General features: G+C 49.2%; 19 protein-coding genes. 9 read left to right on the plus strand and 10 right to left on the minus strand.

The features are described from left to right. Positions 1-101 precede the first annotated feature (101 nt). From DXB70_RS10065 to DXB70_RS10075, 3 genes are all read left to right on the plus strand, one after another. Positions 102-965 (plus strand): DUF6282 family protein, encoded by an 864-nt coding sequence (locus DXB70_RS10065; RefSeq protein ID WP_117796621.1) that lies wholly within the window; start codon positions 102-104, stop codon positions 963-965. Between the two features lie 13 nt (positions 966-978). After that, positions 979-2,292 (plus strand): SLC13 family permease, encoded by a 1,314-nt coding sequence (locus DXB70_RS10070; protein WP_117796622.1) that lies wholly within the window; start codon positions 979-981, stop codon positions 2,290-2,292. A gap of 145 nt (positions 2,293-2,437) precedes the next feature. Then, on the plus strand, positions 2,438-3,436 hold the full coding sequence (locus tag DXB70_RS10075; protein WP_118673229.1) for an isocitrate/isopropylmalate dehydrogenase family protein: 999 nt from the start codon (positions 2,438-2,440) through the stop codon (positions 3,434-3,436). A 229-nt stretch (positions 3,437-3,665) separates the two neighbouring features. On the opposite strand, the gene DXB70_RS10080 is transcribed toward DXB70_RS10075, so the two are convergent. Together DXB70_RS10080 and DXB70_RS10085 are read right to left on the minus strand one after the other, a co-directional pair. Continuing rightward, complete coding sequence (locus DXB70_RS10080) at positions 3,666-5,339, minus strand: AAA family ATPase (protein WP_118673230.1); 1,674 nt, start codon at positions 5,337-5,339, stop codon at positions 3,666-3,668. Positions 5,340-5,613: 274 nt separating this feature from the next. Beyond that, complete coding sequence (locus tag DXB70_RS10085; protein ID WP_118673231.1) at positions 5,614-7,614, minus strand: LacI family DNA-binding transcriptional regulator; 2,001 nt, start codon at positions 7,612-7,614, stop codon at positions 5,614-5,616. Positions 7,615-7,990: 376 nt separating this feature from the next. Here DXB70_RS10085 and DXB70_RS10090 point away from each other — a divergent pair, with 376 nt between their 5' ends. The 5 genes from DXB70_RS10090 (at position 7,991) to DXB70_RS10110 (ending at position 14,185) form a co-directional block, all read left to right on the plus strand. Further along, positions 7,991-9,019 (plus strand): sugar ABC transporter substrate-binding protein, encoded by a 1,029-nt coding sequence (locus DXB70_RS10090; RefSeq protein ID WP_107001728.1) that lies wholly within the window; start codon positions 7,991-7,993, stop codon positions 9,017-9,019. A 99-nt stretch (positions 9,020-9,118) separates the two neighbouring features. Next, positions 9,119-10,627, plus strand: a complete 1,509-nt coding sequence (locus DXB70_RS10095; protein ID WP_107001727.1) for a sugar ABC transporter ATP-binding protein — start codon at positions 9,119-9,121, stop codon at positions 10,625-10,627. Continuing rightward, positions 10,627-11,613 carry an ABC transporter permease gene (locus tag DXB70_RS10100; protein ID WP_118673232.1) on the plus strand — a complete coding sequence of 329 codons (987 nt, stop codon included), beginning with the start codon at positions 10,627-10,629 and terminating at the stop codon, positions 11,611-11,613. The genes DXB70_RS10095 and DXB70_RS10100 overlap by 1 nt, the downstream gene beginning before the upstream one ends. Positions 11,614-11,649: 36 nt before the next feature. Further along, on the plus strand, positions 11,650-13,125 hold the full coding sequence (locus DXB70_RS10105) for a glycoside hydrolase family 32 protein (protein WP_118673233.1): 1,476 nt from the start codon (positions 11,650-11,652) through the stop codon (positions 13,123-13,125). Positions 13,126-13,222: 97 nt separating this feature from the next. Continuing rightward, complete coding sequence (locus DXB70_RS10110; RefSeq protein WP_181357259.1) at positions 13,223-14,185, plus strand: carbohydrate kinase; 963 nt, start codon at positions 13,223-13,225, stop codon at positions 14,183-14,185. 116 nt (positions 14,186-14,301) lie between these two features. Here DXB70_RS10110 and DXB70_RS10115 read toward each other — a convergent pair whose 3' ends face one another. The 8 genes from DXB70_RS10115 to bsh form a co-directional block, all read right to left on the minus strand. Further along, positions 14,302-16,056: a [FeFe] hydrogenase, group A gene (locus DXB70_RS10115; RefSeq protein WP_118673234.1), complete on the minus strand. Its 1,755-nt coding sequence runs from the start codon at positions 16,054-16,056 to the stop codon at positions 14,302-14,304. Next, positions 16,050-17,891 carry an NAD(P)-binding protein gene (locus DXB70_RS10120; protein ID WP_118673235.1) on the minus strand — a complete coding sequence of 614 codons (1,842 nt, stop codon included), beginning with the start codon at positions 17,889-17,891 and terminating at the stop codon, positions 16,050-16,052. The genes DXB70_RS10115 and DXB70_RS10120 overlap by 7 nt, the downstream gene beginning before the upstream one ends. 366 nt (positions 17,892-18,257) lie before the next feature. Then, complete coding sequence (locus tag DXB70_RS10125; RefSeq protein ID WP_118673236.1) at positions 18,258-19,445, minus strand: J domain-containing protein; 1,188 nt, start codon at positions 19,443-19,445, stop codon at positions 18,258-18,260. Between the two features lie 158 nt (positions 19,446-19,603). Continuing rightward, entirely contained in the window at positions 19,604-20,122 is a 519-nt protein-coding gene (locus tag DXB70_RS10130) for an Hsp20 family protein (RefSeq protein ID WP_022360671.1), read from the minus strand. A gap of 294 nt (positions 20,123-20,416) precedes the next feature. Beyond that, entirely contained in the window at positions 20,417-21,775 is a 1,359-nt protein-coding gene (locus DXB70_RS10135) for an MATE family efflux transporter (RefSeq protein ID WP_118673237.1), read from the minus strand. Then, complete coding sequence (locus DXB70_RS10140; protein ID WP_118469461.1) at positions 21,765-22,217, minus strand: MarR family transcriptional regulator; 453 nt, start codon at positions 22,215-22,217, stop codon at positions 21,765-21,767. The genes DXB70_RS10135 and DXB70_RS10140 overlap by 11 nt, the downstream gene beginning before the upstream one ends. A gap of 153 nt (positions 22,218-22,370) precedes the next feature. Further along, complete coding sequence (locus DXB70_RS10145) at positions 22,371-22,811, minus strand: peptidylprolyl isomerase (RefSeq protein WP_118673238.1); 441 nt, start codon at positions 22,809-22,811, stop codon at positions 22,371-22,373. Positions 22,812-23,005: 194 nt separating this feature from the next. Next, a complete protein-coding gene (gene bsh / locus DXB70_RS10150; RefSeq protein WP_118673239.1) occupies positions 23,006-23,980 on the minus strand; it encodes a choloylglycine hydrolase in 975 nt (324 codons plus the stop codon). A 333-nt stretch (positions 23,981-24,313) separates the two neighbouring features. On the opposite strand from bsh, the gene DXB70_RS10155 reads away from it, so the two are divergent. Beyond that, positions 24,314-25,465, plus strand: coding sequence for a M20/M25/M40 family metallo-hydrolase (locus DXB70_RS10155; protein WP_118673240.1), 1,152 nt, complete (start codon positions 24,314-24,316; stop codon positions 25,463-25,465). Positions 25,466-25,792 lie beyond the last annotated feature (327 nt).

A 25,792-nucleotide genomic window follows, 5' to 3' on the forward strand; every position in this document is an offset into this window, starting at 1 on the left:
GAGACTGAAGCAGCGGCTGGAAAATCGAATAGGAATCCGGCGAGGGAACGCAGCTTTGAAAAAGCCTCTGTGGACGATTACAAATAGGAGGAATAAGCAAGATGAAGCAGGATTTAATGAAGGGCATTATAGATATGCACGTTCACACGAATCCCGATCTGCGTCTGCGGGCGTATGATGATTTCGAACTGATGGAGGCAGCTATCCGGGTTGGGGCACGCGCTATCGTCATCAAGACGCATCAGGGAACCACGATGGATCGGGCCTATCTGTGCAACCGCCACAACGAGATTGTACACGGGAAAACGAACAATTTTACGATGTTTGGCAGCATTACCTTAAACAAGGTAGTCGGCGGCATCAATCCGAAGGCAGTCGATGTGGCGCTTCGTCTGGGTGCTAAGGTAGTATGGCTTCCGACCCAGTCGGCAAAAAACCATATGCAGAAGATGAATCAGGATCTGAGCCAGTGTGTGGAAGTAGTGAAAGATGGTAAAATTGTACCGGAGCTGCGTTCAGTGTTGGAGCTGATTCGTGACCACAACGCTGTACTGGGAACCGCACATATTGCACCGGAGGAGATTTTCACTGTTGTGGAAGCTGCCCGGGATATGGGAGTAAAAAACATCGTTGTAACGCATCCGGAATGGTGGATTGTAGGCATGAGCCATGAGGATCAGCTTCGTCTGGTAAAGGATTATGACGTTATCTTAGAGCGCTGCTATGCACAGAACATGGGTGGCGGAAAGTACAAGAGCAATCTGGCAGATAACCTGGAGCTTATCAAAGAAGTTGGCTATAAAAATGTCATGGTTGATACCGATGGTGGCCAGACAGAAAACCCGCATTGGGAGCTGGCACTGGCGGAATATATGCAGTATCTGGTAGATCATGGAATTTCGGAGGAGCAGGTGTACCATATGACACACACTATTCCGGCAAAACTGTTGGGCATCGAAGAATAGGGGGACGCATCATATGTTAAGTGCAGTTTTGGTGGCATCCATTGCGGTTGCCGTTATATTGGGATATAAAACGAAAATCAATACGGGATTTTTCTGTATTGCCTTTGCATACTTGATTGGTTGTTTTGGCATGGGATTAAAAACAAAAGAGCTGATTGGCTTCTGGCCGGTCAGCACCATGTTTGTCATCCTGTCAGTATCACTGTTTTATAACTTTGCAGCTGTGAATGGAACACTTGAAAAAATGTCGGCCAGTCTTCTCTATATGTGTCGTAAATTTCCGGGTATGCTTCCCTTTGCGTTATTTTTTGTAGCAGTTGTGCTTTCTGTTATGGGCGCTGCATACTTTACCGTTCTGGCATTCCTGGCACCGATTACCATCCTTATCTGTGAGGAAGCAAAGATGGACAAGCTGACCGGTGCGGTGGCGATCAACTGCGGTGCACTGGCAGGCGGAAACTTCCCCACGGCTTCGCTGGGCGTCGTATTCCGCGGTCTGATTGATACCGCTTATGAAGCTGAACCGGCCATTGAAGCAACGAATTCCTTTGTAGATGAAATGAAAATTTTCGCCTTTGCAATTGTATTTTCCCTGATTCTGATTGCGATTTTCCGCTTTGGCTTCAAGAGTAACCGCGGTATCGGAAAGGGCGTAACCTTTAACCGTCCGGAACCGTTTGATAAAAAGCAGAAAACAACCCTGCATTTAATGATTCTGATGATGGTAATTGTCCTGGTATTCCCACTCTTAAAGATGGCAGTTCCTGGTAATGAACTGATTGGAAAAATTGCTGGAAAGGTTGATGTAGGACTGGTGGCATTCTGCTTTACCATCATTGCACTGCTCTTTGACCTGGCACCGCAGAAGGAAGTGATTGCACGTGTTCCGTGGAACACCATCCTCATGATTGCCGGAGCCGGCATGCTTATCGCCGTTGCAGTTCAGGCCGGTACCATTGATGCATTATCCGCATGGATTGGCTCTAATGTTCCGACAGCCCTGATTCCGCTGGCATTCAGCTTTGTAGGTGCATTTATGAGTTTCTTCAGCTCTACAACAGGTGTTGTAGCACCGGCCCTGTTCCCGCTGATTCCGGGACTTGCAGCAGCCACCGGATTAAATCCGGCAGCACTTTTTGCCTGCACAATTCTTGGTGCCCAGAGCAGTGCTATCAGCCCGTTCTCATCCGGCGGCAGCCTGATTCTTGGTTCCTGCGGAAACGAGGAGGACCGAAATCACTTATTCAACCGTCTTCTCTTTGTAGCAGTACCTATCAGCGTTATCTGCTGTGCGGTATATAACCTGATTGTAGCAGTTGTTCTGTAAGGGAAATTTAATTGAAAAGTTGTTTGTTCGAAAAGCTGTCAGCCTGTTCTGGCAGCTTTCGATGAAATTTTTAATGGATTTTTGCGCGTGACTGTGAAGGTACTGAACAGTTACGATTGGGAAAATCAAGAAGGAGGATAAAGAAATGAGTCATAAAATTACAGTATTTCGCGGCGATGGTATCGGACCGGAGCTGGTTGATAATGTATTAAAAATCTTAAAAGCGGCAGATGCTCCGCTGGAATATGAAATTTTCAATGTTGGTGAGGATGAGTGGAAACGCAATGGTGCCCTGATTCCGGAGGAAGCATATGCTTCCTTTGAGCGCACCAAAGTACTCTTAAAATCCCCGATTACAACTCCGGTTGGAAAGGGCTTCCGCTCCTTGAATGTAACACTCCGCGGACAGTATGACCTGTATGCCAATATCCGCCCGGTTAAGTCCAACGCGGCAGTAAAAACTCCATTTGAGAATGTGGATATCGTGATTTTCCGCGAAAATACAGAAGGTCTTTATGTTGGTGTAGAGGAGCAGGTAAATCCGGATACGGTTCATGCAATTAAGATTGTCACAAGACAGGCCAGCGAGCGCATTATCCGCGATGCATTTGAGTATGCGAAAAAGAACGGACGGAAGAAAGTAACCTGTATTCATAAGGCAAATATCTTGAAAATGTCCGATGGCATGTTCCTTTCCATCTTTAAGGAGATCGCAAAGGAATATCCGGAGATTGAAGGCGATGATAAAATCATCGACAATACCTGCATGCAGCTTGTTATGAACCCGAACCAGTTTGATGTTATGGTAATGCAGAACCTGTACGGAGATATTCTTTCAGACCTGTGCAGCGGCCTGATCGGCGGGCTGGGCCTGGTTCCATCCAGCAACATCGGTTCTGACTATGCTATGTTTGAGGCCGTACACGGCAGCGCACCGGATATTGCAGGCAAGCACCTGGCAAATCCGACTGCATTCCTGTGGTCTGCCTGCATGATGTTAGAGTACTTAGGTGAAAATGAAACAGCCGGACGCATCCGCAAGGCTGTGGATGAAGTGCTGGCAGAGGGCAAGCACCTGACAAGAGATCTGCATGGAACCGCAACGACAGAAGAATATGTAGAAGCAGTCATTTCAAGACTGTAAAACTTCATACATTCATAGCAAAAGCCCCGGAGTTTTGTAATTCCGGGGCTTTCTATGTTATGCTAAATACTAAGCTTCTGCAATCTCCTGAAGGATCGCAATGATCACTTCTTCCATCCGATAGAAGGATTCCACGTTTACCTCCTTTTGGCTATAAAATAGGGTGATCGACCAGCGTATTTGTAAATGCGACAGCCCCCCTATTTGTGTATAAAAACAGATGACAGCATTATTTACCTATCCCCTTTACCATACACCGTTTCTTGAAGAAAGAAATTCCATAACAGAAAATTTTATCATAATTTCCCTCAAATTCTTTTGCATACATGCGTTCATCGATCTGGCGCAGGGCATTGTCACAGTCATCGCTGAGTTTTTTCAATGTTTTCGAATATTTCGCCTCAAAAATCGCCATTCGTCCACCGTGCAGATCATATACAATCACATCGCTTCGTCCTTCGCCGTGTTCACGGTTTGATTCTACGACATATCCGGCTCCGGCAAAAATTCCGGCTAAAAAGGCGTGATAAAAATCTTCTTTATAATCATGGTAGCTGATTGTCATACGCAGCAGGGCATTCATCTCCTGTGTGAGCAGGTCGGTGTTGCCGTGCCATACAGCACAAAATAATTGTTCCCGATTCCAGGTTTGGGCGCTGTCGTTAAACCATTTTAGAATGGTACTTTCGAAGATTTCCCGGATTTCGGCATTCGGAATCATCAGGGCAGTTAAACCATCAGGAAGATTATCGATGCGAGCCTGTGTCAGGTAGCCGGTGAGATACAGGATACTCCACAGATTATCTTCGGAGGAATGGAGGTAATCATATGTCAGATTTTCCTCCACATGCTGGAGAATATAACCGCCAGACAAAAGAGTCTCCAGTTTCATTGTGATATTGCTTCCGGCATAGTCGATGAAAGAACGGATGATTGCATTATCACTGGTATTCTTCCAGTAGCCGATGGGTTTAGCCTGTGGCTTTTTCTGGCAGTCGAGGAGGTAATTCATCACATCCCATGGACAATAGACATCCGAAGCACCGAAGTGATAACCGTCGTACCAGTCTTTGATTTGAGATGCTCGTTCAATCATGCCGGCATCTGAAAGAAGTTTCTTCATATCGACCTGGGTAAATCCAAAATATTCATCCAGTGACGAAGATGAGATTGTATCAGAAACAAAGTTGTTGGTTCCTGTAAAGATACTTTCCTTTGCGATTTTCAGACAGCCGGTAATGGTGGCAAAACGCAGGGTACTGTTATCTTTCAGTGCTGTACTCATGAGAGATTTCATCAGTTCCAGCATCTGGGGATAATAACCATTTGCGCTGGCTTTGGCAAGCGGTACATCATATTCATCCAGAAGCAGAATGACGGGCTTCTGGAAATGTGCCTGCATCATACGCATCAAGAGCAGAATGCTGGTTTTTAACATAGTATCCGTCGGTTTTCCATCGACAATATCGGCAAGCTGTATAAACTCTTTCCGATCATTTTCATTAACCGAAGGGCTGTCTGCCAGATAGCTGTGTTCATTGCAGAGACGGGCAATCTGGGAGCGGAGCATATCCCTGGCAGAAGCATAATCCAGTCCGTCTACATCCTTAAAGGTCAGAAAGAGCGTTGGAAATTGATTCATCCATGCCTGGCATAGATCTGGACGAGATTCGATTTGAAGTCCGGTAAAAAGATTCTGGCTTTTTTTTCGAATATCAAAAAAATTGGCAAGCATACTCATCGCCAGTGTTTTTCCAAAACGACGCGGGCGGGTAATCAGGGTGACTTCCGAGTTATTCGTCAGAAGATCAGCGATCAGCCCGCTTTTGTCAATATAATAATAGCCGTCTTCGCGCAGCTTTTTAAAATCAGAAATACCAACAGGGATTTTTAGGGGTGCCATCGATGATGCTCCTTTCTGAAGATACGGAATTGTTACGAATAACTTTATCATATCATGGGGGGAGGTGGTTGGCAAGATTTTAAAAGAAAGCGGGATGCGCCCATATCCGGAAGAGGTGTATGGGTTTGGAAAATAGCTACTGACCCATCTGCTTCTCCCGTTACTGTTCACACACGTGTGCCCAGCAACGGGATTTTGCCGATGCTGCGCATTCCAAATCGGCAAAATCTGCTGTCGGAACTGTATCGTACGGAATTTTCAGTTCAGAAAATTCCTACCTGTGAACTGTTACCTTCTCCCCCAGCTCCTCCGGCAGTGCCTCAAAGAAAATATCCTTCCAGGCACGTTTCAGCTGTTTTTCATGAACTACATAGGGCTGCACTCCAATATATTTAGGAACGTTATCACTGACCAGGGATTTGGCGACTGCAAGAGCGGCCGCTTTTCCCTGGTCATATGGTCTCTGGGTGCTGAGTCCTTTTACAAATCCTTGATTCATTTCTTCTGCAATCTCAAAATCCAGATCTGTGGTAAAGACAGCAATATCTGTCCGGTTCAAAGCTTTCAGGGCCTTGATGGCGAGCAGGGCGGGGCGGTCCCAGCTCACATAGAGCGCCTGGATATCCGGGTGCTCGCTTATCATTTCAAAGCATACCTTGTAAGCATTTTCGATTTGGATGAAGCCTTTTCTGGCAGTGATCTCGATATTGGGATAGGATTCCCTTAATATTTTTTCGGCACAGTTATCACGCTCAGTAGTGCCGTAAAACATGGCACCGTGGATGATGAAGCCGACTTTGGCATGCGGTTTTTCTTTCAGATATTCACCGATCATGCGCCCTGTATTGGTGCCATTTTCCCGCTCATTGACGGAGATACAGGAGACGTAATTGTTCCGGCTGAAATTCTGCGGGACATTGCTTAAAAAGACCAGCCGCGTCATTTTGGACAATTCCTGAAATGCCGGACCCGTCTGGACATCGTCGGTGGGGATGGCGATGACGGCGTCCGGGTGCTGCATTTTGATGCTTTCGAGCTGCATATTCTGGAGAGCAGGATCAAAATGGGCGTCCATGGTGGAAATAATATCGATTCCGTACTGTTCCAGTTCATCCCGGATGCCTTTCTGATGCAGGGCAGCCCAGGCGGTTCCAGTGTAGTGGAAGGAGATGGCGACGCGGTAATTTCCAGTTCGCAAAAGCTGTTTTTCCTCCTTGGAGAGGCGGATGCTGTCCGGGGAGACGGCGTGTTCACCGAGCGGACCGTTGTCGATGATCCGGGTGGAATCACGCAAAATCAGCTCTACATCTGCATAGCGGGTCAAAGGCGCGCCGGAGAGGTGGTTGATCTCGTCAAAGAGTGCCTGCGAGGCGAGTTCTGCCATCTGGTCGATGTCCCGGTGGATGCAGGATAGCGGTGGGGCGGTCAGCTCGCACCAGAGCATATCGTCAAATCCGATGATGGAAATATCGCGCGGACAGTCTTTTCCCAGCTCCCGCAGCGCCTTGAGAAGAAACATAGTCAGCCGGTTTCCACCGGCGATGATAGCGGTGGGGAGATACCGGGTGATGCTTTTCTGAATATTCAGGCTGATGGTATCACTGGACTGATACAGATTGATCTCCGCGATGCAGGAACTGCTCAGGGTATGGTTGGCGGAGAGAAGCGCCCGCTCATATCCGGCAATCTTGTCCTGTTTGGCGAGGCTGTCTGTTTTTTCTACCAGAAACAGCACATTTTCGTGTCCGCTCTCAAAAAAATAGGAAGTAGCGGAGTGAAATGCTTTGGTGTAATCAAAAAGGATCCGTGGAGTGACATCGTCATCGATGAATCGTTCGACACAGACAAACGGGATACCGGATTCATAGAGAAATGAATAGGCAGCCGGATTGCTGCTTGCCGGGGAGAGAAAGATGCCGATGGTCTTGGCACTGGAGATTAAGTTTTGCAGGATGCTTTTCTCCTCTTCCAGGTTGTCGTTGGTGACGGCGGTGTAAAACTGATAGCCCTGGCTGGTCGCGTAGGACTGCAGCTGATTGCACAGATCGCAGTAGAGCGCGCTCTTGATATTTGGAAAGACAGCGACAATCTGTGAACTGCGTCCGCTGCGGATTTTACGCACCTTTTTTTTGATTTTTTCAGAATATCCACTTTCCTCAATAATAGCTTCGATTTTATCCACCAGTTCCGGGCTGACATAGCGCGTATGGTTGATAACATGGGAAACGGTGGCGATGGAGACGCCTGCCTTTGCGGCGATTTCTTTGATGGTCATAAAACTCCCCCTTGCTGGTACGGATTTAGTCCGGCGGTTCCTGCGCGGCTGGATTTGGATTTGCCGCAATTTTATATTTCTGTTTTTGATTATAGCACAAAAATAGAGGCAAAACGATAAGATAAACGAAATTTACGTAAAAAATTAAAAGGAACGGTAGAAATGCATAAATATCAATAAAACAGGATGAATATATCGCTGAAATTAGTGCAATATGCCAAAAGAGTATTGACGAAAGGGCATGGAATAGAGTAATATCTAGATATCAGACAGGGAGACTCCTTCCAGAGAGAAAAATTTTTACGTAAAAAAGAAAACTATAACAATCCGTTTGAAATGCACTAAACAATGATGAAGTAAGAGGAGGATCAGATTTATGAAAAAAAGTCTTAGATTTACAGCAGCAGGTCTTTCAGTTTGCATGATGGCAGCAATGCTGGCAGGATGCGGCTCTTCTAGCAGTACCGATACAACAGCGGCAGCCGATGCTTCTGAGGCAGCGGCAGATACGCAGGGGGCTGAGGCAAAGACCAGCGATTTATCGTTTGCATTCTGTACGAATACTTTAAACAATACTTTCCAGAGTTCCATTGATGCAAAGCTCAGCGAGCTGTGCAAGGAAAATGGCATTTCCTACACCTGCCTGGATCCGGATTATGATTTAAACAAGCAGCTCAGCCAGTTATCTGACTGTGCAAACAGCGGTTACGATGCAGTATTTGTTATCCCGGTTGACTCCGCAGGTATTACCTCCGGACTGGCTGAGATTGCAGATGCAGGTATTCCGATTTTCAACGTAGATACCGCGGTCATTGATGATGATATCGAACAGTTCGTGACACAGTTCGTTGGAACCAACGCATATATGGCAGGCCAGTTAGTGGGCGAGCAGATGACGAAAGATTATCCGGATGGCGCAAAGATTGCAGTTCTGGATTTCCCGTCCAATGAAAGCTGCGTGGATCGTGTCAATGGTTTCCTTGAGGGCCTTGGCGATCAGAAAGATAAATTTGAGATTGTAGCACAGCAGGATGGCGGTGCAGCGCTGGATCAGTCGATGGGACTGGCTGAGGATATCATCACAGCAAACCCGGATCTGGAAGCATTCTTCTGTATCAATGACCCGTCTGCCCTGGGTGCAGCAGCAGCTATCAAGGCAGCAAACAAGACCGGCGAGATCGGTGTATATAGTATCGATGCATCCCCGGATGGAAAACAGGCACTCTTAGACGGCGAGTTCACCGCAGTTGCATGCCAGGTTCCGCTTCAGATTGCAGAATATGCATTTGACGCAGCTGAGAAATATGTAGGCGGCGATACCGCAATCGATGAGAAGAAAGTATATCTGGATTCCCATCTGGTAGAGAAAGAAGAGGCAGAGAAGACTCTGAACGACTGGCAGTAATGGACTGCGAGGAAGCTTAACAGTTACGTGAAATAAAATAAAACATGGAAAATGCGGCGATGGGGTTCATTGCCGCATTTCTAAAAAACGGAGGGTTCTATGGGAAAAACAATTCTGGAAATGATAGATATCAAGAAAAGTTTTTCCGGGATCTATGCATTGTCAGGGATCAATTTTTCCCTGGAAATGGGCGAGGTTCATGCGCTTCTGGGAGAAAATGGAGCGGGTAAATCAACGCTTATCAAGGTCCTTGGAGGAATTTATAAACCGGACAGCGGAACAATCAAGATTAATGGTCAGGAAGTTGAGATAAATGGTGTTTCGGACGCCCAGGAGAAAGGAATCGGAATCATACATCAGGAGATCGTCCTGGTTCCGTATCTGACGGTCGCGCAGAACCTGTTCCTGGGACGGGAAATCAAGACGAAATTCGGCACCGTGGATATGCGGGAGACGAACCGCCGGGCAGGCGAGATGCTGGCAAACCTCGGGGTCAATATCCACCCGGATACGCTGGTAGAATCTTTGACGATCGCCCAGCAGCAGATGGTTGAGATTGTAAAGGCGGTATCCTTCGACGGACGGATCATCGTCATGGACGAGCCGACGTCCTCCCTTTCCAATGACGAGGTAGAACAGTTATTTGGAATCATTGAGAGATTAAAAGCAAAACAGGTAAGCATTATATATATTTCCCACCGTATGGAAGAACTGTTCCGGATCTCGGATCGGGTTACCATCATCCGCGATGGCGCCTATGTGGGAACGAAAAAAACATCGGAGACGAATGCGAACGAGCTGGTAGCCATGATGGTAGGACGGGAGTTAGAGAGCTTCTATGCCAGAGATTACAACGATCTGGGACATGCAGAAACGGCGTTGGAAGTGAAGAATTTAACCTGTGAGGGTGTGTTCTCAGATATCAGCTTCCGGGTAAGAAAGGGAGAGATCCTGGGATTTGCGGGTCTGGTCGGAGCCGGACGAAGCGAGATCATGGAATGTATCTTTGGAGCCAGAAAATACCAGAGCGGAACCATTCTTTTAAATGGAAAGGAAGTCCGCTTCACGACACCGATCCAGGCAATCAAGGCGGGCATCGGACTGGTGCCGGAGGATCGGAAAAAACAGGGACTTGTCCTTGGCAATACGGTCGGTTTTAACCTCACGCTGGCATCGATTGACTCTTATATTAACGGAATTGCCATCAGCGACCGGAAATGTCAGGAAGTGATTGATTATTATAAAGAAAAGCTTCATATCAAAGCAGTGGCAGACCGGGTGGAACTGGTGGAAGCGGGAAGTCTTTCCGGCGGAAACCAGCAGAAGATTGTCCTTGGAAAATGGCTGGCAATCAAGCCGGATGTCCTGATTCTGGACGAGCCGACGAGAGGCGTCGATGTCAATGCGAAGTTTGAGATTTATTCCGTTATTAATGAGCTGGCGAAGGCGGGTATCGCCGTTATCATGGTATCCAGCGAGCTGCCGGAGATCATCAATATGTGCGATAACGTATGTGTCATCAAGGCGGGAAAAATGACGGGAATGCTTGGAAGAGAAGAACTGGATCAGGAGAGAATCATGCAGTATGCAGCAGGAGGCGAAGAGTGATGAACGGAAAGAAAAGTGCAGCAGGCAATTCGGTACTCTCGGTATTTACCGGAAATACAGGAATTATTGGAGTGCTGGTTATCTTATGTGTGGTAGTCGCACTGGCAACCGATAAATTTTTGACACCGAGCAATATCATTTCAGTGCTCAGACAGATTTCCATTAATACATACATTGCACTGGGAATGACGTTGATTATTATTCTCGGACACATCGATCTGGCAGTTGGCGCGATCGTAGCGATGAGTGGAACTCTGACGGTAGGATTTGTAGTTAATCAGGGACTTCCGATTGGCGTGGCGATTGCGGCTGGCATCATCATTGGTGTTGTGGCTGGTCTGATTGATGGTATGGTTGTATCGAAATTCCGTGTTCCGGCATTTATCATTACGATGGCAATGATGAATGTCTGCAACGGTATCGCGTATGTATATTCGGGCGGACAGTCCACCCGTATTACGGATAAGTTTTTCATTGCAATCGGAACGGGTTATCTGTTTAACATTATTCCGCTGCCGGTTGTCTATATGGTTATTTTAATTATCGTATTTAGTTTTCTGCTTTCTAAAACAAAATTTGGTACCTATGTGTATGCAATCGGCGGAAACCGTGAGGCGGCGCGTCTCTCAGGTGTTCCGATCAAGAAAGTCGAGATCATCGTGTTTACATTGTCGGGCGCCCTGGCGGCGTTTGCGGGTCTGGTTCTGGCATCGAGAATGTATTCCGGACAGCCGTCCGTCGGAAGTGGCTATGAGATGGATGCGATCGCAGCCTGCGTCCTCGGCGGAACCTCGATGGCAGGCGGACGCGGACGTATCAGCGGTACAGTATTCGGCGCGATGGTAATCGGTATTATTTCCAATGGTCTGAATCTGATCGGTGTCAGCTCCTACTGGCAGCTGATTGTAAAAGGTCTGATCATTGCCTGCGCGGTTGTACTGGATTCCCAGAAGGGCAATCTGGCACTCCTCAGAAAAAAGAAATGATTCCAAGAGCACATTTAGAAAGGCAAGGAGAGAAGAATGGACTTTTTCAGAAAAATGTCATTTGCGGATTCGACCGGTGACGCGATTCCGTTTTATCATGAAGGTAAATATCATATTTTTTCACTGACATCCCCGCCAGGAACCACGGTATATCCGGCGAGACTGCGTACTACCTGGAGCCACTCTGTTTCGGAGGATCTGGTGCACTGGGAGGAGCTGCCGACAGCACTGTATCCGGGCGAGGGCGATGAGCCGGATGCGTCCGGCGTGTGGACGGGATCGGTTATCTACGGCGAAGGAAAATATCACGCATTCTATACGGGTTACTGCCTGACGGCAGAATATCAGCAGACGATCTGCCATGCGACGAGCGAGGATGGTATTATCTGGACGAAGGATGCGGCAAACCCGGTTATCACGCCGATGATAGAGTTATATGAAAAGCTGGACTGGCGTGATCCGTATGTATTTTATAATGAGGAAGATAAATGCTACTGGATTCTGATCTCGGCGAGACGGCTTGATATGCCGGTGACAAGACGCGGCTGTATTGTCCTGTACCGCTCGAAGGATCTGGTGAACTGGGAGTATTATGGTCCGTTGTATTCGGCAGGCAATACGAATTGTCCGGAATGCAGCGAGATGTACAAGATAGGCGATACCTGGTATCTTTCCTATTCCCGCTTTTCCGAGTTTGTCAACACGATTTACCGCACTTCCAAATCTCCGTTTGGACCGTGGAAAAAGCCGAAGAAAGACGGCATCGGCGGACGCCGCTTCTATGCAGCTAAATCCATGCAGGATGACAACGGGCGCCGTTTCTACTTTGCCTGGGCGCATGACCGTGCAGAAAACAGCGACCGCGGCGAGTGGTACTGGGGCGGCACGTTCTGTATTCCGCATGAGGTCGTTGCAACGGCAGATGGACAGCTGGACGTGAAGCTTCCGGAAGAATATGTAAACTGCTTTAAAGAGAAAGTTGACTGGAAATACCTTCCGGTCATGGGAGAATACAAGCTGTATGGAGATACAACGGTTGAGCTGGATGGATGCGGGACAACCGCGTATGGTTTCCTGGAGCAGCCGGAAGAAAAGTTCCTGTTTACCGGCACGGTGATCCCGAAAGAAGCGAATGATTCCTTCGGAATCCTGTTGAAATCCGACTGGGAGGCAAGCGGCTGCCTGTTCTTAGAGTTTGATGTGGCGATGCAGCGAGTATCCCTTCTGTCCCTGCCGATGGGAGTTGACCCGTTCTGGGAGCAGTCCTGTCAGGCAGTTCCGAAGGCAACCGAACCGGGACCGGATGGCGTTCGGGTGGCTGAGAAGACCTTTGAGATTAAAGATGGACAGGCAATTGATGTAAAGATTTCGGTCGATCATGATATGGTTGAGGTGTTCGTGGGCGAGCAGGTGGCGTTTACCTATCGTATTTTCCGGAAACCGGAGTACGAGCTCGGTCTGCTGGCGCAGGACGCGAAAGTAGAATTTGCAAATATCGCGATTCGGAAGTAAAATTCCTTGTGAGAGACGAACGTATGTGGCTGTCCGCCTGTGAGAGGGCTGGATGGCGGCACCATTGATATAACTTGTAATACGGAGGATGATTCGTATGAGAATAAAAACAGACATCACAGCGCTGGGAGAGCTTCTGATTGATTTTACTCCAGCAGGCGTTTCACAGCAGGGAATGCGTCTGTTTGAGCAGAATCCGGGAGGTGCGCCGGCCAATCTGCTGGCGGCGGCTGCGAAATTTGGAAGGAAGACAGCATTTATTGGCAAGGTGGGTAAGGATATGCACGGTGATTTCCTGAAGGAAACCCTGATCCGGGCAGGTATCAATACGGACAACCTGATTCAGGATGAGAAGTATTTTACCACGCTTGCATTTGTAAGCCTGAAAGAAAACGGGGAGCGCGAATTTGCCTTTGCGAGAAAGCCGGGGGCAGATACGAATCTGTGCATGAAAGAGATCGATCCGGAGATCCTGGAAAATACGAGAGTATTTCATGTCGGTTCCCTGTCGCTGACCGATGATCCATCCCGGACGGCAACCTATGAGGCGATCAATATTGCTAGAAACAGCGGTGCGGTGATTTCCTACGATCCGAACTACCGGGCGGCGCTCTGGAGTGATCCGGAGACCGCACAGCTTCGGATGCAGTCGCTGATTCCCTATGTAGATATGATGAAGATTTCGGATGAAGAAACCTCGCTTCTGACCCCGTATCAGGACCCGGAGGAAGCGATTCAGTATCTGCTCCGTCAGGGCGTGCACCTGGTGGCAGTGACGCTCGGAAGAGATGGCGCCCTGATCGGCAATGAAAATGGAATCGTAAAAGCGGAGGGCTTTTCCTCCCATGCGGTCGATACAACCGGCGCTGGTGATTCCTTCTGGGGAGGTTTTCTCGCCTCCTATCTGCAGGAAGAAACCTCGCCGGAACACCTGACCCGGGCGCAGATGATTCAGTTTGGCAGGGTCGGCAACGCAGTGGCAAGCCTGTGCGTCGAACGCCGCGGCGGAATCTCGGCAATTCCGGAGATGGAGGAGATTGAAGAGAGGCTGAGAGGCTAGAAGAAAAGATAGAGTAAGTAGTTGGTAACTAGCCTTAGATTGGTCATCTGTGAATGACACAAAACCCCAGAGAGCGGCAACTCTCTGGGGTTTTGTTGTGTGACCGTTTGGATATATTAATATTCCTCCACATGCAGCAGATGATGTGCACGATCGGATAACGGAGCTTCAAGATACTCGTCATACAGTGCCTGAACCGCCTTGTTTTCATGGCTGAACCGGATGGCGCTGCGGGCGTCGTAGCCGCGCAGGCACTGGTCGCGGTCTGCGCAGTCCTTCGGCTTATTCTGGAAGGATGGGCGGATCGGCTGGCCGCCGCCGTTGATGCATCCGCCTGGACATGCCATGACTTCAACGAAATCATAGTGGCATTCGCCGCGTTTCATCGCCTGAATGAGGCGTCTGGCCTCTCCTAGGCTGCTGAGAGCTGCACAGTGCAGCTTCACACCCTTGATATCGATCTCCAGTTCCTTAAAGGAACCGATCTGGCGCAGAACCTTCAGCGGACTCTGTTCGCCGATCTCCGGATTTTCGCCGGTTACGGTGTGGTAAGCGGTACGAAGCGCTGCTTCCAGTACGCCGCCGCTGGCACCGAAGATCACACCGGCTCCGGTTGCTTCACCGAGAGGATCGTCAAAATCGCACTCCGGAAGTCTGGATACATCGATATGATCGGCCTTGATGAGACGGCATATCTCACGGGTGGTCAGAACATAATCAATATCCTGTCCGGTTCCGGCGCTGTCCATGCCCGGAAGAGTCAGTTCGCGCTTCTTGGACATACACGGCATGATGGAAACACAGGTGATATTTTCCGGTGCAATGCCTTTTTTCTGTGCAAAATAAGTTTTGATGACAGCACCGAACATCTGCTGCGGGGACTTGGCAGTGGAAAGCTGCGGCAGAAGCTCCGGATACTGGCTCTTTGCAAAGCTGACCCAGCCAGGGCAGCAGGAGGTGAACATTGGCCAGCTGTATTTATCCGGCTGCTGTAAACGGGCTAAAAGCTCGTTGCTTTCCTCCATGATGGTCAGATCGGCTGCAAAGTCAACATCGAATACATAGTCAAATCCAACGGATTTTAAGGTGGATACGAAACGTCTGTCAGTAGCAAATTCCGGGGAAAGACCAAATTCTTCACCCCATGCGGCCCGGACAGCCGGAGCGACAACCGCTACGGTTACCTTGTCATCATTTGCCAGTTCACCGTGGATACCATTGATGGCTTCCACATCATCCCGCTCCTGGAGAGCGGCAGTCGGGCAGTGGGTAACGCACTGTCCGCAGAGAGAACAGTCGGATTCTTTGATTTCCAGATTGTGGGAAACATCGACGGTTGTATGGGAACCGGTTCCGGACACATCCCAGATATTTAAGGTCTGGATCTTGTCGCAGATCTGGACGCAGCGCATGCATTTGATACATTTTCCTGCATCACGGATCAGTGGGAAAGTAGAAGTCCAGATCATTTCCGGATATTCGTTTTTATAACGGTCAACGGTCAGGTTCAGATCACTTGCCACCTGTTTTAATTCACAGTTGGAACTGCGCACACAGGTGGGACAGTTGGTGTGATGCTGGGAAAGAAGCAGTTCCACGTTGATCTTGCGGGCTTCACGGACTCTGGGAGAGTTTGTGAGAATCTCCATGCCTTCCTGAACCTGGTTGTTGCAGGAGGTAACGAGATGGTGGATTCCCTTCACTTCTACAACGCAGACACGGCAGGCACCGATCTCATTGATATCTTTCAGATAGCAAAGATAAGGAACGTGAAAACCGTTGTCGCGACAGGCGTCCAGAATCCGGGTTCCTTCTGGAACCTGCAGTGGTATATTATTAATTTTGATGGATACAAGATTCGTATTTACCATGATGTGGTCCGCCCTCCTTTGAAGTTTCCATAACCGAAGTGATCACAGCGCAGGCAGCGTCTGGCTTCCTGGCCAGCCTCCTTGAGGCTCATGCCGCATTCGGTAAGTGTAAAGTCACATTTGCGTTCTCCGGCAGGACGCTCTGTCAGGTTGACACGTCCGCAAGGAGTACGGTCGGAGAGATCCGGTTCCGGAATCTTCACATCGCAGGTAATCTCGTGGTTGTAGCCGAGATACTGGTCGATGTTGGCTGCGGCTACCTTGCCGGCAGCGATTGCACGGATCACGGTTGCCGGTCCGGTTGCACAGTCGCCTCCGGCGAAGATACCCGGCATATTCTGAATGGAGGTCCATCCGGTTGCCTGGATGATGCCCCATTTTGCGTCGATACCCTGTTCTACGAAGTAACGGCTTTCGATGCCCTGACCCACAGCTGCGATGACGATATCACATTCAACCGGGATAGAGTCGGTGCCGATAGCCTTCGGTGAAGGACGTCCGCCGCGGATTTCTCCCGGCATCTGCTGGCTTACCCAGAGAGCTTTTACCTGGTCGTCCTCGTCTGCTTCAATCCGCTCCGGTGCGTAAAGTTCCATGATCTCTACGCCTTCAGCCATGGCACTTTCAACCTCTTCCGGAAGAGCTGTCATATCTGCTTTGCGGCGTCTGTAGGCAACTGCCACCTTGTCTGCACCCAGGCGGACAGAAGAACGGGCTACGTCCATGGCTACGTTGCCGCCGCCGATGACGCAGACCTTCTTGCCGGTAAGATCCGGATATTTTCCGTCACCGATGGCACGTAAGAATTCAACGGCTGAGATAACACCGTCGGCATCTTCTCCTTCGATACCAATCTTTTTATCACTATGAGCACCGATGGCGATGTAGATAGCATCATATTCTTTGCGGAGTTCATCCAGAGACAGCTGTCCTGGATCGTTTCCGACCGAAGTTTCGAGACGGACTTCCACACCGGTTTCCAGAATAACATTGATATCATCCTGCAGGCGCTCTCGTGGCAGGCGGTAGCTTGGAATTCCGTACAGCAGCATGCCGCCGAGTTTCTTGCGTTTTTCAAATACAGTGGTCTGATGTCCCATCAGCTGCAGATAATAAGCAGCGCTCAGGCCGCTGGGGCCGCCGCCGATGATCGCGATGCGCTTGCCGGTGGAGGTTGGACAGGCCGGTGCCGGTACATATCCTGCCATATCCACAGCTACACGTTTGATACCGCGGATATTGATAGAATTATCCAGCATGTTGCGGCGGCAGCGGGACTCGCATGGGTGCTCGCATACCAGCGCACAGGCGGTTGGGAATGGGTTGTCCTTGCGGATCAGGCGGACTGCATCGGCATAGCGTCCTTCGCCGGTCAGGGCGATGTAACCCGGAATATCAACTCCGGCCGGGCACAGAGCTACGCAGGGAACCGGCTGATCAAGATTACTGCGGCAGCGGTTGTGTAAGATATGTTCCATAAAATCCTCTTTGAAGCCGTCCAGTCCTTTTAAAACCATCTGGGCAGCGGTATAGCCGATGGCACAGTCAGCCGTGCTTTCGATGACACGGGCTGTTTCCTCCAGCATGGTTAAATGCTTCATGGTTCCTTTTCCGTTCAGGATGTCTTCCAGAAGATTGGAGAGCTGCGCGAGACCGATTCGGCAGGGAACGCATTTGCCGCAGGTCTGTGCATGGCACATTTTTAAAAATGCAGCGGTCAGGTCGACAGGACAAAGACCTGGCGGGCTGGCGATGATGCGCCGTTCCAGATCTTTGTAAAGCCCTTCTACGACATTCTGAGCCTCGCTGTTAGTAGGTATAACGAGTCTGCTCATAAGGTATAAACTCCTTTCATAAATGTGAAATAAAATGCGTTATATTTTTCGATGCAATTATGTGTTTACTATAACATAAAACGAGCGAAAAATACAAGATATTTATTGCAAAATATCTAAAAAAAGAAATGAAAGTGAGGTAAAAACAGATAAAATAGATAAGAAAGATAGGTATAAAGTGTGAAAAAATGTTGAATATATAGCTGCGGTAATTTCATGACAATTAAAAAGTGATGAAATTGTGGATTGCCTACAATTAAAATATCATATTCATGAAAATCACAACCATATATATGAAAATAATAGGGCGAAAATTCTATGATATTTTTGGCTTTACAGACGTTCAGTAAAAAACGGCAGGAGCCGTCAAGCTGCGCTCCTGCCGTTGGGTCCGCCCTGTCTGTTTTTGTTCAGTCCGCAGGCGTGTTCAAATTCGCGAAGTTTCTGTTCTGCCTCGGGGGTCAGATGGTTCGGGACATCGATCTGAACCGTCACGTACTGATTGCCATGGATGGACGGATTCTTCATGGAAACAATGCCTTTTCCCTTTAATTTAATCTTGGTTCCCGACTGCGTCCCGGCTGCGATCTTGCACAGGACATTGCCGTACAGGGTGGAAACCAGCGCCTCACCGCCGAAGACTGCGGTGGTAAACGGAATGCGGACGGTCGAGTAAACATCCATCTCCTTGCGCTCCCATCCCGGTTTCGCGGTGACGGTGATATTTAAAAGAAGATCGCCCGCCTCGCCGCCGCCCGTTCCCGGCATGCCTTTTCCTTTCAGACGGATAGATTTACCGGTATCGATGCCCGCTGGGATGTGAACCTGTAAAGACTGGCGCTTGCCGGTCTGTGGGTTCTGCAGAGTGATGAGCTTCTCGCAGCCGGATACGGCTTCATCAAAGCTTATGGTTACATCGGACGTGAGGTCAGAACCTTTCTCACGGAAATCGGCGCTGTGAAAGCCCTGACTGCCGCCGAAGCCGCCAAAGCCAGACCCGCCGCCAAAATGAGCGCTAGAACCGCCAAAACTGGAACCACCGGTAAAATGAGTCCCAGAGCCGCCAAACCCGGAACCGCCCGTGAAATGTCGGCTGCGGGAACTGCCGCCCGAACTCTTGCCGTGGAACATGCCGCCAAACATATCTCCAAAAATGTCACCCATATCGTCCATGTCATCCCCGGTAAAATGGTATTCTGCATAACCGCCCGGACCGCTCTGATAGTGCCAGGAACCGCCCTGACCGGTACCGCCAAAGCCGGAGCCAAATGGACCATTTCCAGAAGCGCCGGCACCGCCAGCTCCGCCGTATGCGGCGCTGTTCGGGTCAAATGCGGCGTGACCGAAGCGATCGTAGAGTTTCTTTTTTTCTGGATCACTTAAGATCGAATAGGCTTCGTTGACATCCTTAAACATCTGCTCTGCCTGGGGATTACCGGCATTGGAATCCGGGTGATACTTTTTGGCAAGTTTCCGGAATGCCTTTTTGATCGTCTCCGCACTGGCGTCCCGCTTTATCCCCAGTATGTCATAATAGTCTCTTTTCTCTGCCATCGATTATCACCTCCGTAGATGCAATGATTTAAGTTTCAATTATTTAGGTTATGATAAAAGATTGGGTATGATAGAAGCTGCCGCATCCCTGCGACAGCTCCTGAAGCTATCTGGCTGCTGGCAACACAATGTGTGAGCCGCAGCTGCCTATCTGATTATTAACCTTCGATGGAAACGAAATGCTTCTCTTCAACCGCTTTCTTTTCCAGCTCTTTCGGGAAGGTCAGGGTCAGAGTGCCATTTTCAAATTTGGCATGGATATCCTTTTCCTCCAAGTTCTCGCCGACGTAGAAGCTTCTGCTTACATTGCCGCTGTAGCGTTCCTGGCGGATATATTTAACGGTTTTCTGCTCGGCTTTAGCGTCCTTCTTGGAAGCATCTGCTTCTGCGGTCGTTGCATCTTTCTGATTCTCCTCCGGCATATCTTTCGATGTAACTTCTTTCGAACCGCTGACGGTCAGATAGCCATCTTTCAGCTCAATCTGAAGTTCGTCTTTCTTAAATCCCGGCAGGTCGATGGAAACTTCATAATCCTTATCGGTTTCCTTGACATCCGTCTTCATCAGCTGGGAAGAGGAAGCGCCATACAGTCTCTGGTTAAAGCTCGGGAAGGAAAAATCCATCCAGTTATCAAAGTTATCAAATACACTATTATTAAAAATACTCGGCATATACATAAGTCATCTCTCCTTTTAGTTATCTGTAAATGTCTTTGTAGTTATCATCTATGTAAAAACATTGGGAGGAAAAGGGGAACTCATTCATTTCCTTGTCCTTTCCTTTGTTCTAGCTGTAATATAACACACATAATTAGCACTGTCAAGAGTTGAGTGCTAATTATCTGTGAAGTTTTTGTGAACAACGCAATTATTCACGGGTAGGCACTTTTGGAACCGAAAGTACCGTAATGATAACAGGCAGACACCTTCGCTCTGAAAGTGCCTGCCTGTTACGGAGCAGTTCCTATGTTTTTATATGATTTCTTCCACTGGCGGGTGCTGCTGTTTCCGGGTCCAGTAGATATAATATCCGATATTTAGTACGATGCCGACGATCGTAGAAACGGGGGCTGCGAGACCGATCTTGGTCAGGCTGGCGTCCGGCTGGATACTCATGAAATACGCTAGCGGGAGACGCACCAGAAGTGTCTGGATGAGTCCCTGTGTCATAACCCAGAGTGTCTGGTTATTTCCGTTGAAATATCCGATCATGCTGAACAGAACCGCGGTCACGATGGACTCAAGCGCGAATCCTTTCAGGTAATCATAGCTGTTCTGGATGACCGCCGCATCCGTCGAGAAGAAGCCGGACAGGATATCGCCCTTTAGGAGAACCAGGGTAAAGACGATACAGCCGACGCACAGACCGACGCCGATTCCCGTAAAAAGGGTGTGCTTGGCACGCTTGACTTTCCCTGCCCCTACGTTTTGGGAGACGAAGGAAGCCATCGACTGCATCAGGGCGCTCGGGACGAGCATGGCGAAATTGACGATCTTGCAGGCTACACCGTAACCGGAGGATGCCTCCAGTCCCAGGCGGTTGACGAACGCGCACAGGGCTAAGAAGGAAAGCTGGGTTAAAAATTCCTGGAGCGCGAGCGGCAGCCCGATGGAAAGAAATTTCGGGCACTGGGTGTTGAACCGGAAATCATGCCGGGTGATCGTAAATGGCAGTTTTTTCTTAATTAAAAGAAGAATAGCAAATACGACGCTGAGCGCCTGCGCGGAGACGGTCGCGATGGCGGCGCCGGCGGCGTCCATATGAAGACCAGCTACCAGTGCGAGGTCGCCGATCACATTGACGATGCAGGCAACCAGGACAAAGAGAAGCGGCGACTGGCTGTCACCGAGCCCGCGGAAGATGGCGGACAGCAGGTTGTAGGCGACGATGAAGAAAATGCCGCCTCCGCAGATGCGGATGTAGCTGGCGGTCAGATCCACCGCCTCCTCGGGCGCCTGCATGAGAATGGCGATCGGGCGGGCAAAAAAGACCATGACGACGAATAAAACGGCGGAAATGATCGTAAATACAATCGAAGCTCCGCCGACAACTGCGCCGATCTGCTGCGGTTTCTTTTCACCGAGATAGCGGGCGATCAAAACGGTGATACCCATAGCGAACTGAATTACGACGAAGGTGACGAGGTTTAAGACCTGGCTGCCCGTCGAAACGGCGGAAAGACCGGAGGTCGAACCGAACCGTCCAACCACCAGCAGATCGACCGCGCCGTATGCCGCCTGCAGAATCAGTGCGCCGAGTACCGGAATCATGAAGGCAATCAGTTTTTTCAGAATACTGCCTTGTGTAAAATCAGCTTTATCATTGTTCATGGGAATCCCTCCGTTTGCACATAATCTGATAAAATGTCTCCATCGTCTGAACCATCTGGCGGGCATCTTCCTCAGAGATGGTATCTAAAGATGGGGCGAGCGCGCTGAAGTATTCGGCGTCATACGTCTGTGAGAGTGCCCTGCCCGCTTCGGTGATGGAAATGTAGGTGATGCGTCTGTCGTCCGGCGAGGTTTTCTTTTGCAGATAACCACCCGTCTCCATCTCCTTGACGGTCCGGGTCACGCCGGGGCGCGGCAGGTTCAGCGCATCGCTGATGTCCGATATTTTCACGTGGATGCCGTTTCGTTCCAGCGACTGGATGACATCCAGATATTGAATATAGGAGGAAGTGACTCCCTTCGGCAGCGGCGGAAGCATATCCCGGATCCGCTTGCCCTGATAACAGGCGTCCAACATCCGCTTGATTGTTTCGATGGTCATATAGAAAGTCTCCTTATCAAATAGTTGCTTGTGATAATTATCATAGATAATTATATGGGGAAATGAGAAGTTGTCAAGAAAAAAATACCGCCAGCTCCCGGGATGGGCGCTGACGGCGCGTGTTGTTATAATGTAAGGGCAGTTGTGTTACGGTTATTTTACTTCAACCAGCTCAATCTTAAAGTTAAGCTCCTTACCAGCCATCTCATGATTGGCATCAAACGTGATATTTACCTCATTCTTTGCGATAACCTTGACCGGGAACGGCTGTCCCATCTGGTTGGTTAAGTATACCTGCTGTCCAACTTCCAGTTCCTCGGAACCTGGCAGTTTAGCGATCTCCAGTTCCAGAATGGCGTTCGGATCCGGCATGCCGTAAGCTTCCTCCGGCATCAGGTGAATCTCTTTCATCTCGCCTACTTCCATATCAGCGACAGCGGCATCGAAGCCTTTGATCATCTGACCGGCACCGCAGACAAACTCAAGGGGTTCGCCACGATCGTAGGAAGAATCGAACTGTGTGCCATCGTTAAAAGTACCTCTGTAATGTGTGCGGCAGGTTTTGCCGACGTTGCGTCCTGTGATTTCAGACATTTTAAAATCCTCCAAATGATATTGATATGCGGTAATGGACAATCTTCCTCAAACGGACAATTTCCAGTGATTTCAGATGCATATTTATCAGTATACTAGAAAACAAGGCGAATGGAAAGAGAAAAGTTGTCTCTCCGGTACCGATATTGTCGTTTTTTTGCAACGAGGATGGGGCAAGTTGGAAGCAGAGAAGATCAGTTCTCCCATCGAATCTGCTCCCCCTGCACCAGCGGAAACCGCGAAAGCGTCTCCCCGTCCAGGTTCTCCCGATTCATATCCACTGCCGTGATCTGATGGTTTTCATACATCGTGTAGTAGTAAATCCCCTTATCCGCATTGCAGCAGGAGGTGTAGAGTGTGATTTCATATTTTCCATCGGAGACCTCGCAGCATCCGCGCTGCTGGTCAACCGAACCTAGGATATGGAAAAACTGGCTGACACTTTCTAGTTCGGATGCGCCGGAGCGGGCATTTGATTTTGTAAAAGCGACCCGTGCAAACCGGGAGGCGGAGGAGAGGTCTCCCGGAAGTCCGAGGGCACCCATGCCGCGGCTGTAGGTTGTAAGCGGCAGATCGGCAGAAAATGTATTCTGCGGCTGCTTCGGGGACAGGTTCATGTAATTGTTGAGGGAGAACAGCTGCTGCGGGAACGGCGGATTGTTTGTCAGGACACCCACCGGATTGTCGTAGATATGCAGTCCGTCCGCCATCGGCTCGATGACGATGCATTCATTTTTATCGGCAAGAATCCAGTGAAGCTGCGCCGGGGCAAACTGCTCGTTGAATGGAGTGTCGGTCAGTACCATCTGGGCGAGGCGGATGCGGGCCTCTTTCACGGACGCGCACTGGCTGAGAATCCAGGGGATGAACTCAAACTGTGCGATGTTGTCATGATCCTCCTGCGGCTTCTGGTAGGAGGCATTGCCGACGAAATTCAGTCCCGCCATGCAAAGCCCCTTCTCATTAAAAGCATCATAATAAAGCGGATAATCCCCCGCCACATGTGCCATGCCGATGATGGCATAGTGGGTCGAAACCGCGCTTGCGTGGCGGAAAGTAAGTGGATAGTTGCGAGGTGTGACGGTTACTTCGTCCCCGTAAGAAAATTCATAATCTAAAGTTCTGCCGAAATAGAAATCGGTGGTTTTGTAAGTTGCTGCTGTACACATGGTCATTTCTCCTTTTTCTGTTTCAAAGTGTGTGGGTCAGATGGTGTTTATCAATGTTCTATTTATTTGTTGTATGCTTTATACTCAACTGCATCATTGTAAAAGTGGAAATGAATCTTGCTGTTTTTAGTATATTTAGTATATCAAATTTTTGAGAAAAATATAGAGGAAAAGCGGATATGGAAATAGAAAGAGATTGGTCAGATCATTTTAGGACTTAAAGTGAAAGGTAAAATCAATCTGCTTCACAAATGTATTGTCTGGGTATATAATAAGGGGCATAAACAAATAGAAATGATAGGCAAATAATTTTTTTTACAGGAGGACTCACCCATGGCTGATCCAGATAGAATCCAGATAAACGAAGCCCGCATCCGCGCTGAATTTGATGAGCTGGCGCGGATCGACTCAGAAAGTTTCGGGGAACGCGAGATGGCGGATCGCTTGAAGGAAAAGCTCGCAGAGCTGGGAATCCAGGCAAAGGAAGATGACACAGCCGAGAAAATAGGAGGCAATGCGGGAAATCTGTTTGGAACGTTAAAGGGCGGGATGTCTGGCACGCCGATCCTGCTGTCCGGGCATATGGACACGGTCGCGCCGGGAATCGGAAAGAAGCCGGTTTTTCATGAGGACGGAACCATCACTTCGGATGGAACCACCGTGCTTGGCGCGGACGATCTGACCGGGGTAATCGCCATCTTAGAAGGCATCCGTGCCGTGCAGGAGGCAGAAATCCCGCACCGGGATATCGAGATCCTCTTTGCGGCGGCGGAAGAGCCGTTTACAAGAGGAAGCTCGGAGTTCGATTTCAGCCAGATGAAAGCGAAGGAATCTTACGTTTTGGATGTAACTGGACCAGTCGGGACAGCGATCCTGCAGGCACCGACGATCCTTTCCTTTGAGGCGGCAGTCAAGGGGCGCGCAGCGCACGCTGGATTTGAGCCGGAGAAAGGCATTCATGCGATCCAGACTGCGGCCCGCGCGATCGCCGCGTTACGGCTGGGACATGTGGATGAGGAGACAACCCTGAATGTGGGGCTGATTTCGGGCGGCTCGGTCGTGAATGCAGTGCCGGAACTCTGCACCTGCCGGGGCGAGATCCGCAGCTACAGCCATGAAAAGGCGATAGAGACCCTGGAAGATGTCCGCCATGTCTTTGAAACCGCCGTCAAAGAGGCGGGGGCAGAGCTTTCCTTCACACACCGCCTCCATGTCAAAGCCTTCCATCTGGAACCGGACTCGCCGGTGGCAGTTCATTTTGCCGAGGCCTGCCGCACCCTGAGAATCGAGCCGAAATTCGGCAGCACCTTCGGCGGCAGCGACGGAAACACGATGATGCAGCACGGAATCCCATGCGCGGTGCTTTCCTGCGGTATGTACGATGTTCATTCCGTGCGGGAGTATGCGAAGGTGGGGGATATTGTGAATGGGGCGAGATTGATCGCGGAACTGATTACGCAGGGGCAAGAAGCGAGTATAGAGTAAAACTGAAAAATGTTGACATAGCCGAACGGCTTTATTATTTCACCAAAACAATTATATAGCCGTTCGAACCAAAAATAGGGTGATTTGGAATGAAAATAACATCGACAAGCGCTGAATGAAATGTCCATCCAGCTTATGGAAGAAGGATATCCAAAGGCAAGGGATATTCGAGAGCAGATATTAAAAGAGGGCGGATATTCTCATTTATAAAAGTACCTTTCCATTTTGGTAGAGTTATTTTTGTAACTATTTTGTAAGAAAAGCAAGAAAATGTCTATATATTTTGGAACATAAATCTGATATTATTAGAATAAATAAGAGACATGT

Origin of the sequence: Clostridium sp. OM05-5BH (genome assembly GCF_003481505.1) — a bacterium.
In the GTDB taxonomy this organism is placed as follows: Bacteria; Bacillota; Clostridia; order Lachnospirales; family Lachnospiraceae; genus Otoolea; species Otoolea fessa.

What these genes read in the sequence shown, in the direction of transcription:
- DXB70_RS10080 (WP_118673230.1), bottom strand. Translation starts at nt 5,339, where the DNA reads ATGGCACCCCTAAAAATCCCTGTTGGTATTTCTGATTTTAAAAAGCTG.
- DXB70_RS10115 (WP_118673234.1), bottom strand. Translation starts at nt 16,056, where the DNA reads ATGGTAAATACGAATCTTGTATCCATCAAAATTAATAATATACCACTG.
- DXB70_RS10145 (WP_118673238.1), bottom strand. Translation starts at nt 22,811, where the DNA reads ATGTCTGAAATCACAGGACGCAACGTCGGCAAAACCTGCCGCACACAT.
- DXB70_RS10155 (WP_118673240.1), top strand. Translation starts at nt 24,314, where the DNA reads ATGGCTGATCCAGATAGAATCCAGATAAACGAAGCCCGCATCCGCGCT.
- bsh (WP_118673239.1), bottom strand. Translation starts at nt 23,980, where the DNA reads ATGTGTACAGCAGCAACTTACAAAACCACCGATTTCTATTTCGGCAGA.
- DXB70_RS10085 (WP_118673231.1), bottom strand. Translation starts at nt 7,614, where the DNA reads ATGACCATCAAAGAAATCGCCGCAAAGGCAGGCGTCTCCATCGCCACC.
- DXB70_RS10100 (WP_118673232.1), top strand. Translation starts at nt 10,627, where the DNA reads ATGAACGGAAAGAAAAGTGCAGCAGGCAATTCGGTACTCTCGGTATTT.
- DXB70_RS10140 (WP_118469461.1), bottom strand. Translation starts at nt 22,217, where the DNA reads ATGACCATCGAAACAATCAAGCGGATGTTGGACGCCTGTTATCAGGGC.
- DXB70_RS10120 (WP_118673235.1), bottom strand. Translation starts at nt 17,891, where the DNA reads ATGAGCAGACTCGTTATACCTACTAACAGCGAGGCTCAGAATGTCGTA.
- DXB70_RS10130 (WP_022360671.1), bottom strand. Translation starts at nt 20,122, where the DNA reads ATGTATATGCCGAGTATTTTTAATAATAGTGTATTTGATAACTTTGAT.
- DXB70_RS10105 (WP_118673233.1), top strand. Translation starts at nt 11,650, where the DNA reads ATGGACTTTTTCAGAAAAATGTCATTTGCGGATTCGACCGGTGACGCG.
- DXB70_RS10125 (WP_118673236.1), bottom strand. Translation starts at nt 19,445, where the DNA reads ATGGCAGAGAAAAGAGACTATTATGACATACTGGGGATAAAGCGGGAC.
- DXB70_RS10065 (WP_117796621.1), top strand. Translation starts at nt 102, where the DNA reads ATGAAGCAGGATTTAATGAAGGGCATTATAGATATGCACGTTCACACG.
- DXB70_RS10075 (WP_118673229.1), top strand. Translation starts at nt 2,438, where the DNA reads ATGAGTCATAAAATTACAGTATTTCGCGGCGATGGTATCGGACCGGAG.
- DXB70_RS10110 (WP_181357259.1), top strand. Translation starts at nt 13,223, where the DNA reads ATGAGAATAAAAACAGACATCACAGCGCTGGGAGAGCTTCTGATTGAT.
- DXB70_RS10135 (WP_118673237.1), bottom strand. Translation starts at nt 21,775, where the DNA reads ATGAACAATGATAAAGCTGATTTTACACAAGGCAGTATTCTGAAAAAA.
- DXB70_RS10070 (WP_117796622.1), top strand. Translation starts at nt 979, where the DNA reads ATGTTAAGTGCAGTTTTGGTGGCATCCATTGCGGTTGCCGTTATATTG.
- DXB70_RS10090 (WP_107001728.1), top strand. Translation starts at nt 7,991, where the DNA reads ATGAAAAAAAGTCTTAGATTTACAGCAGCAGGTCTTTCAGTTTGCATG.
- DXB70_RS10095 (WP_107001727.1), top strand. Translation starts at nt 9,119, where the DNA reads ATGGGAAAAACAATTCTGGAAATGATAGATATCAAGAAAAGTTTTTCC.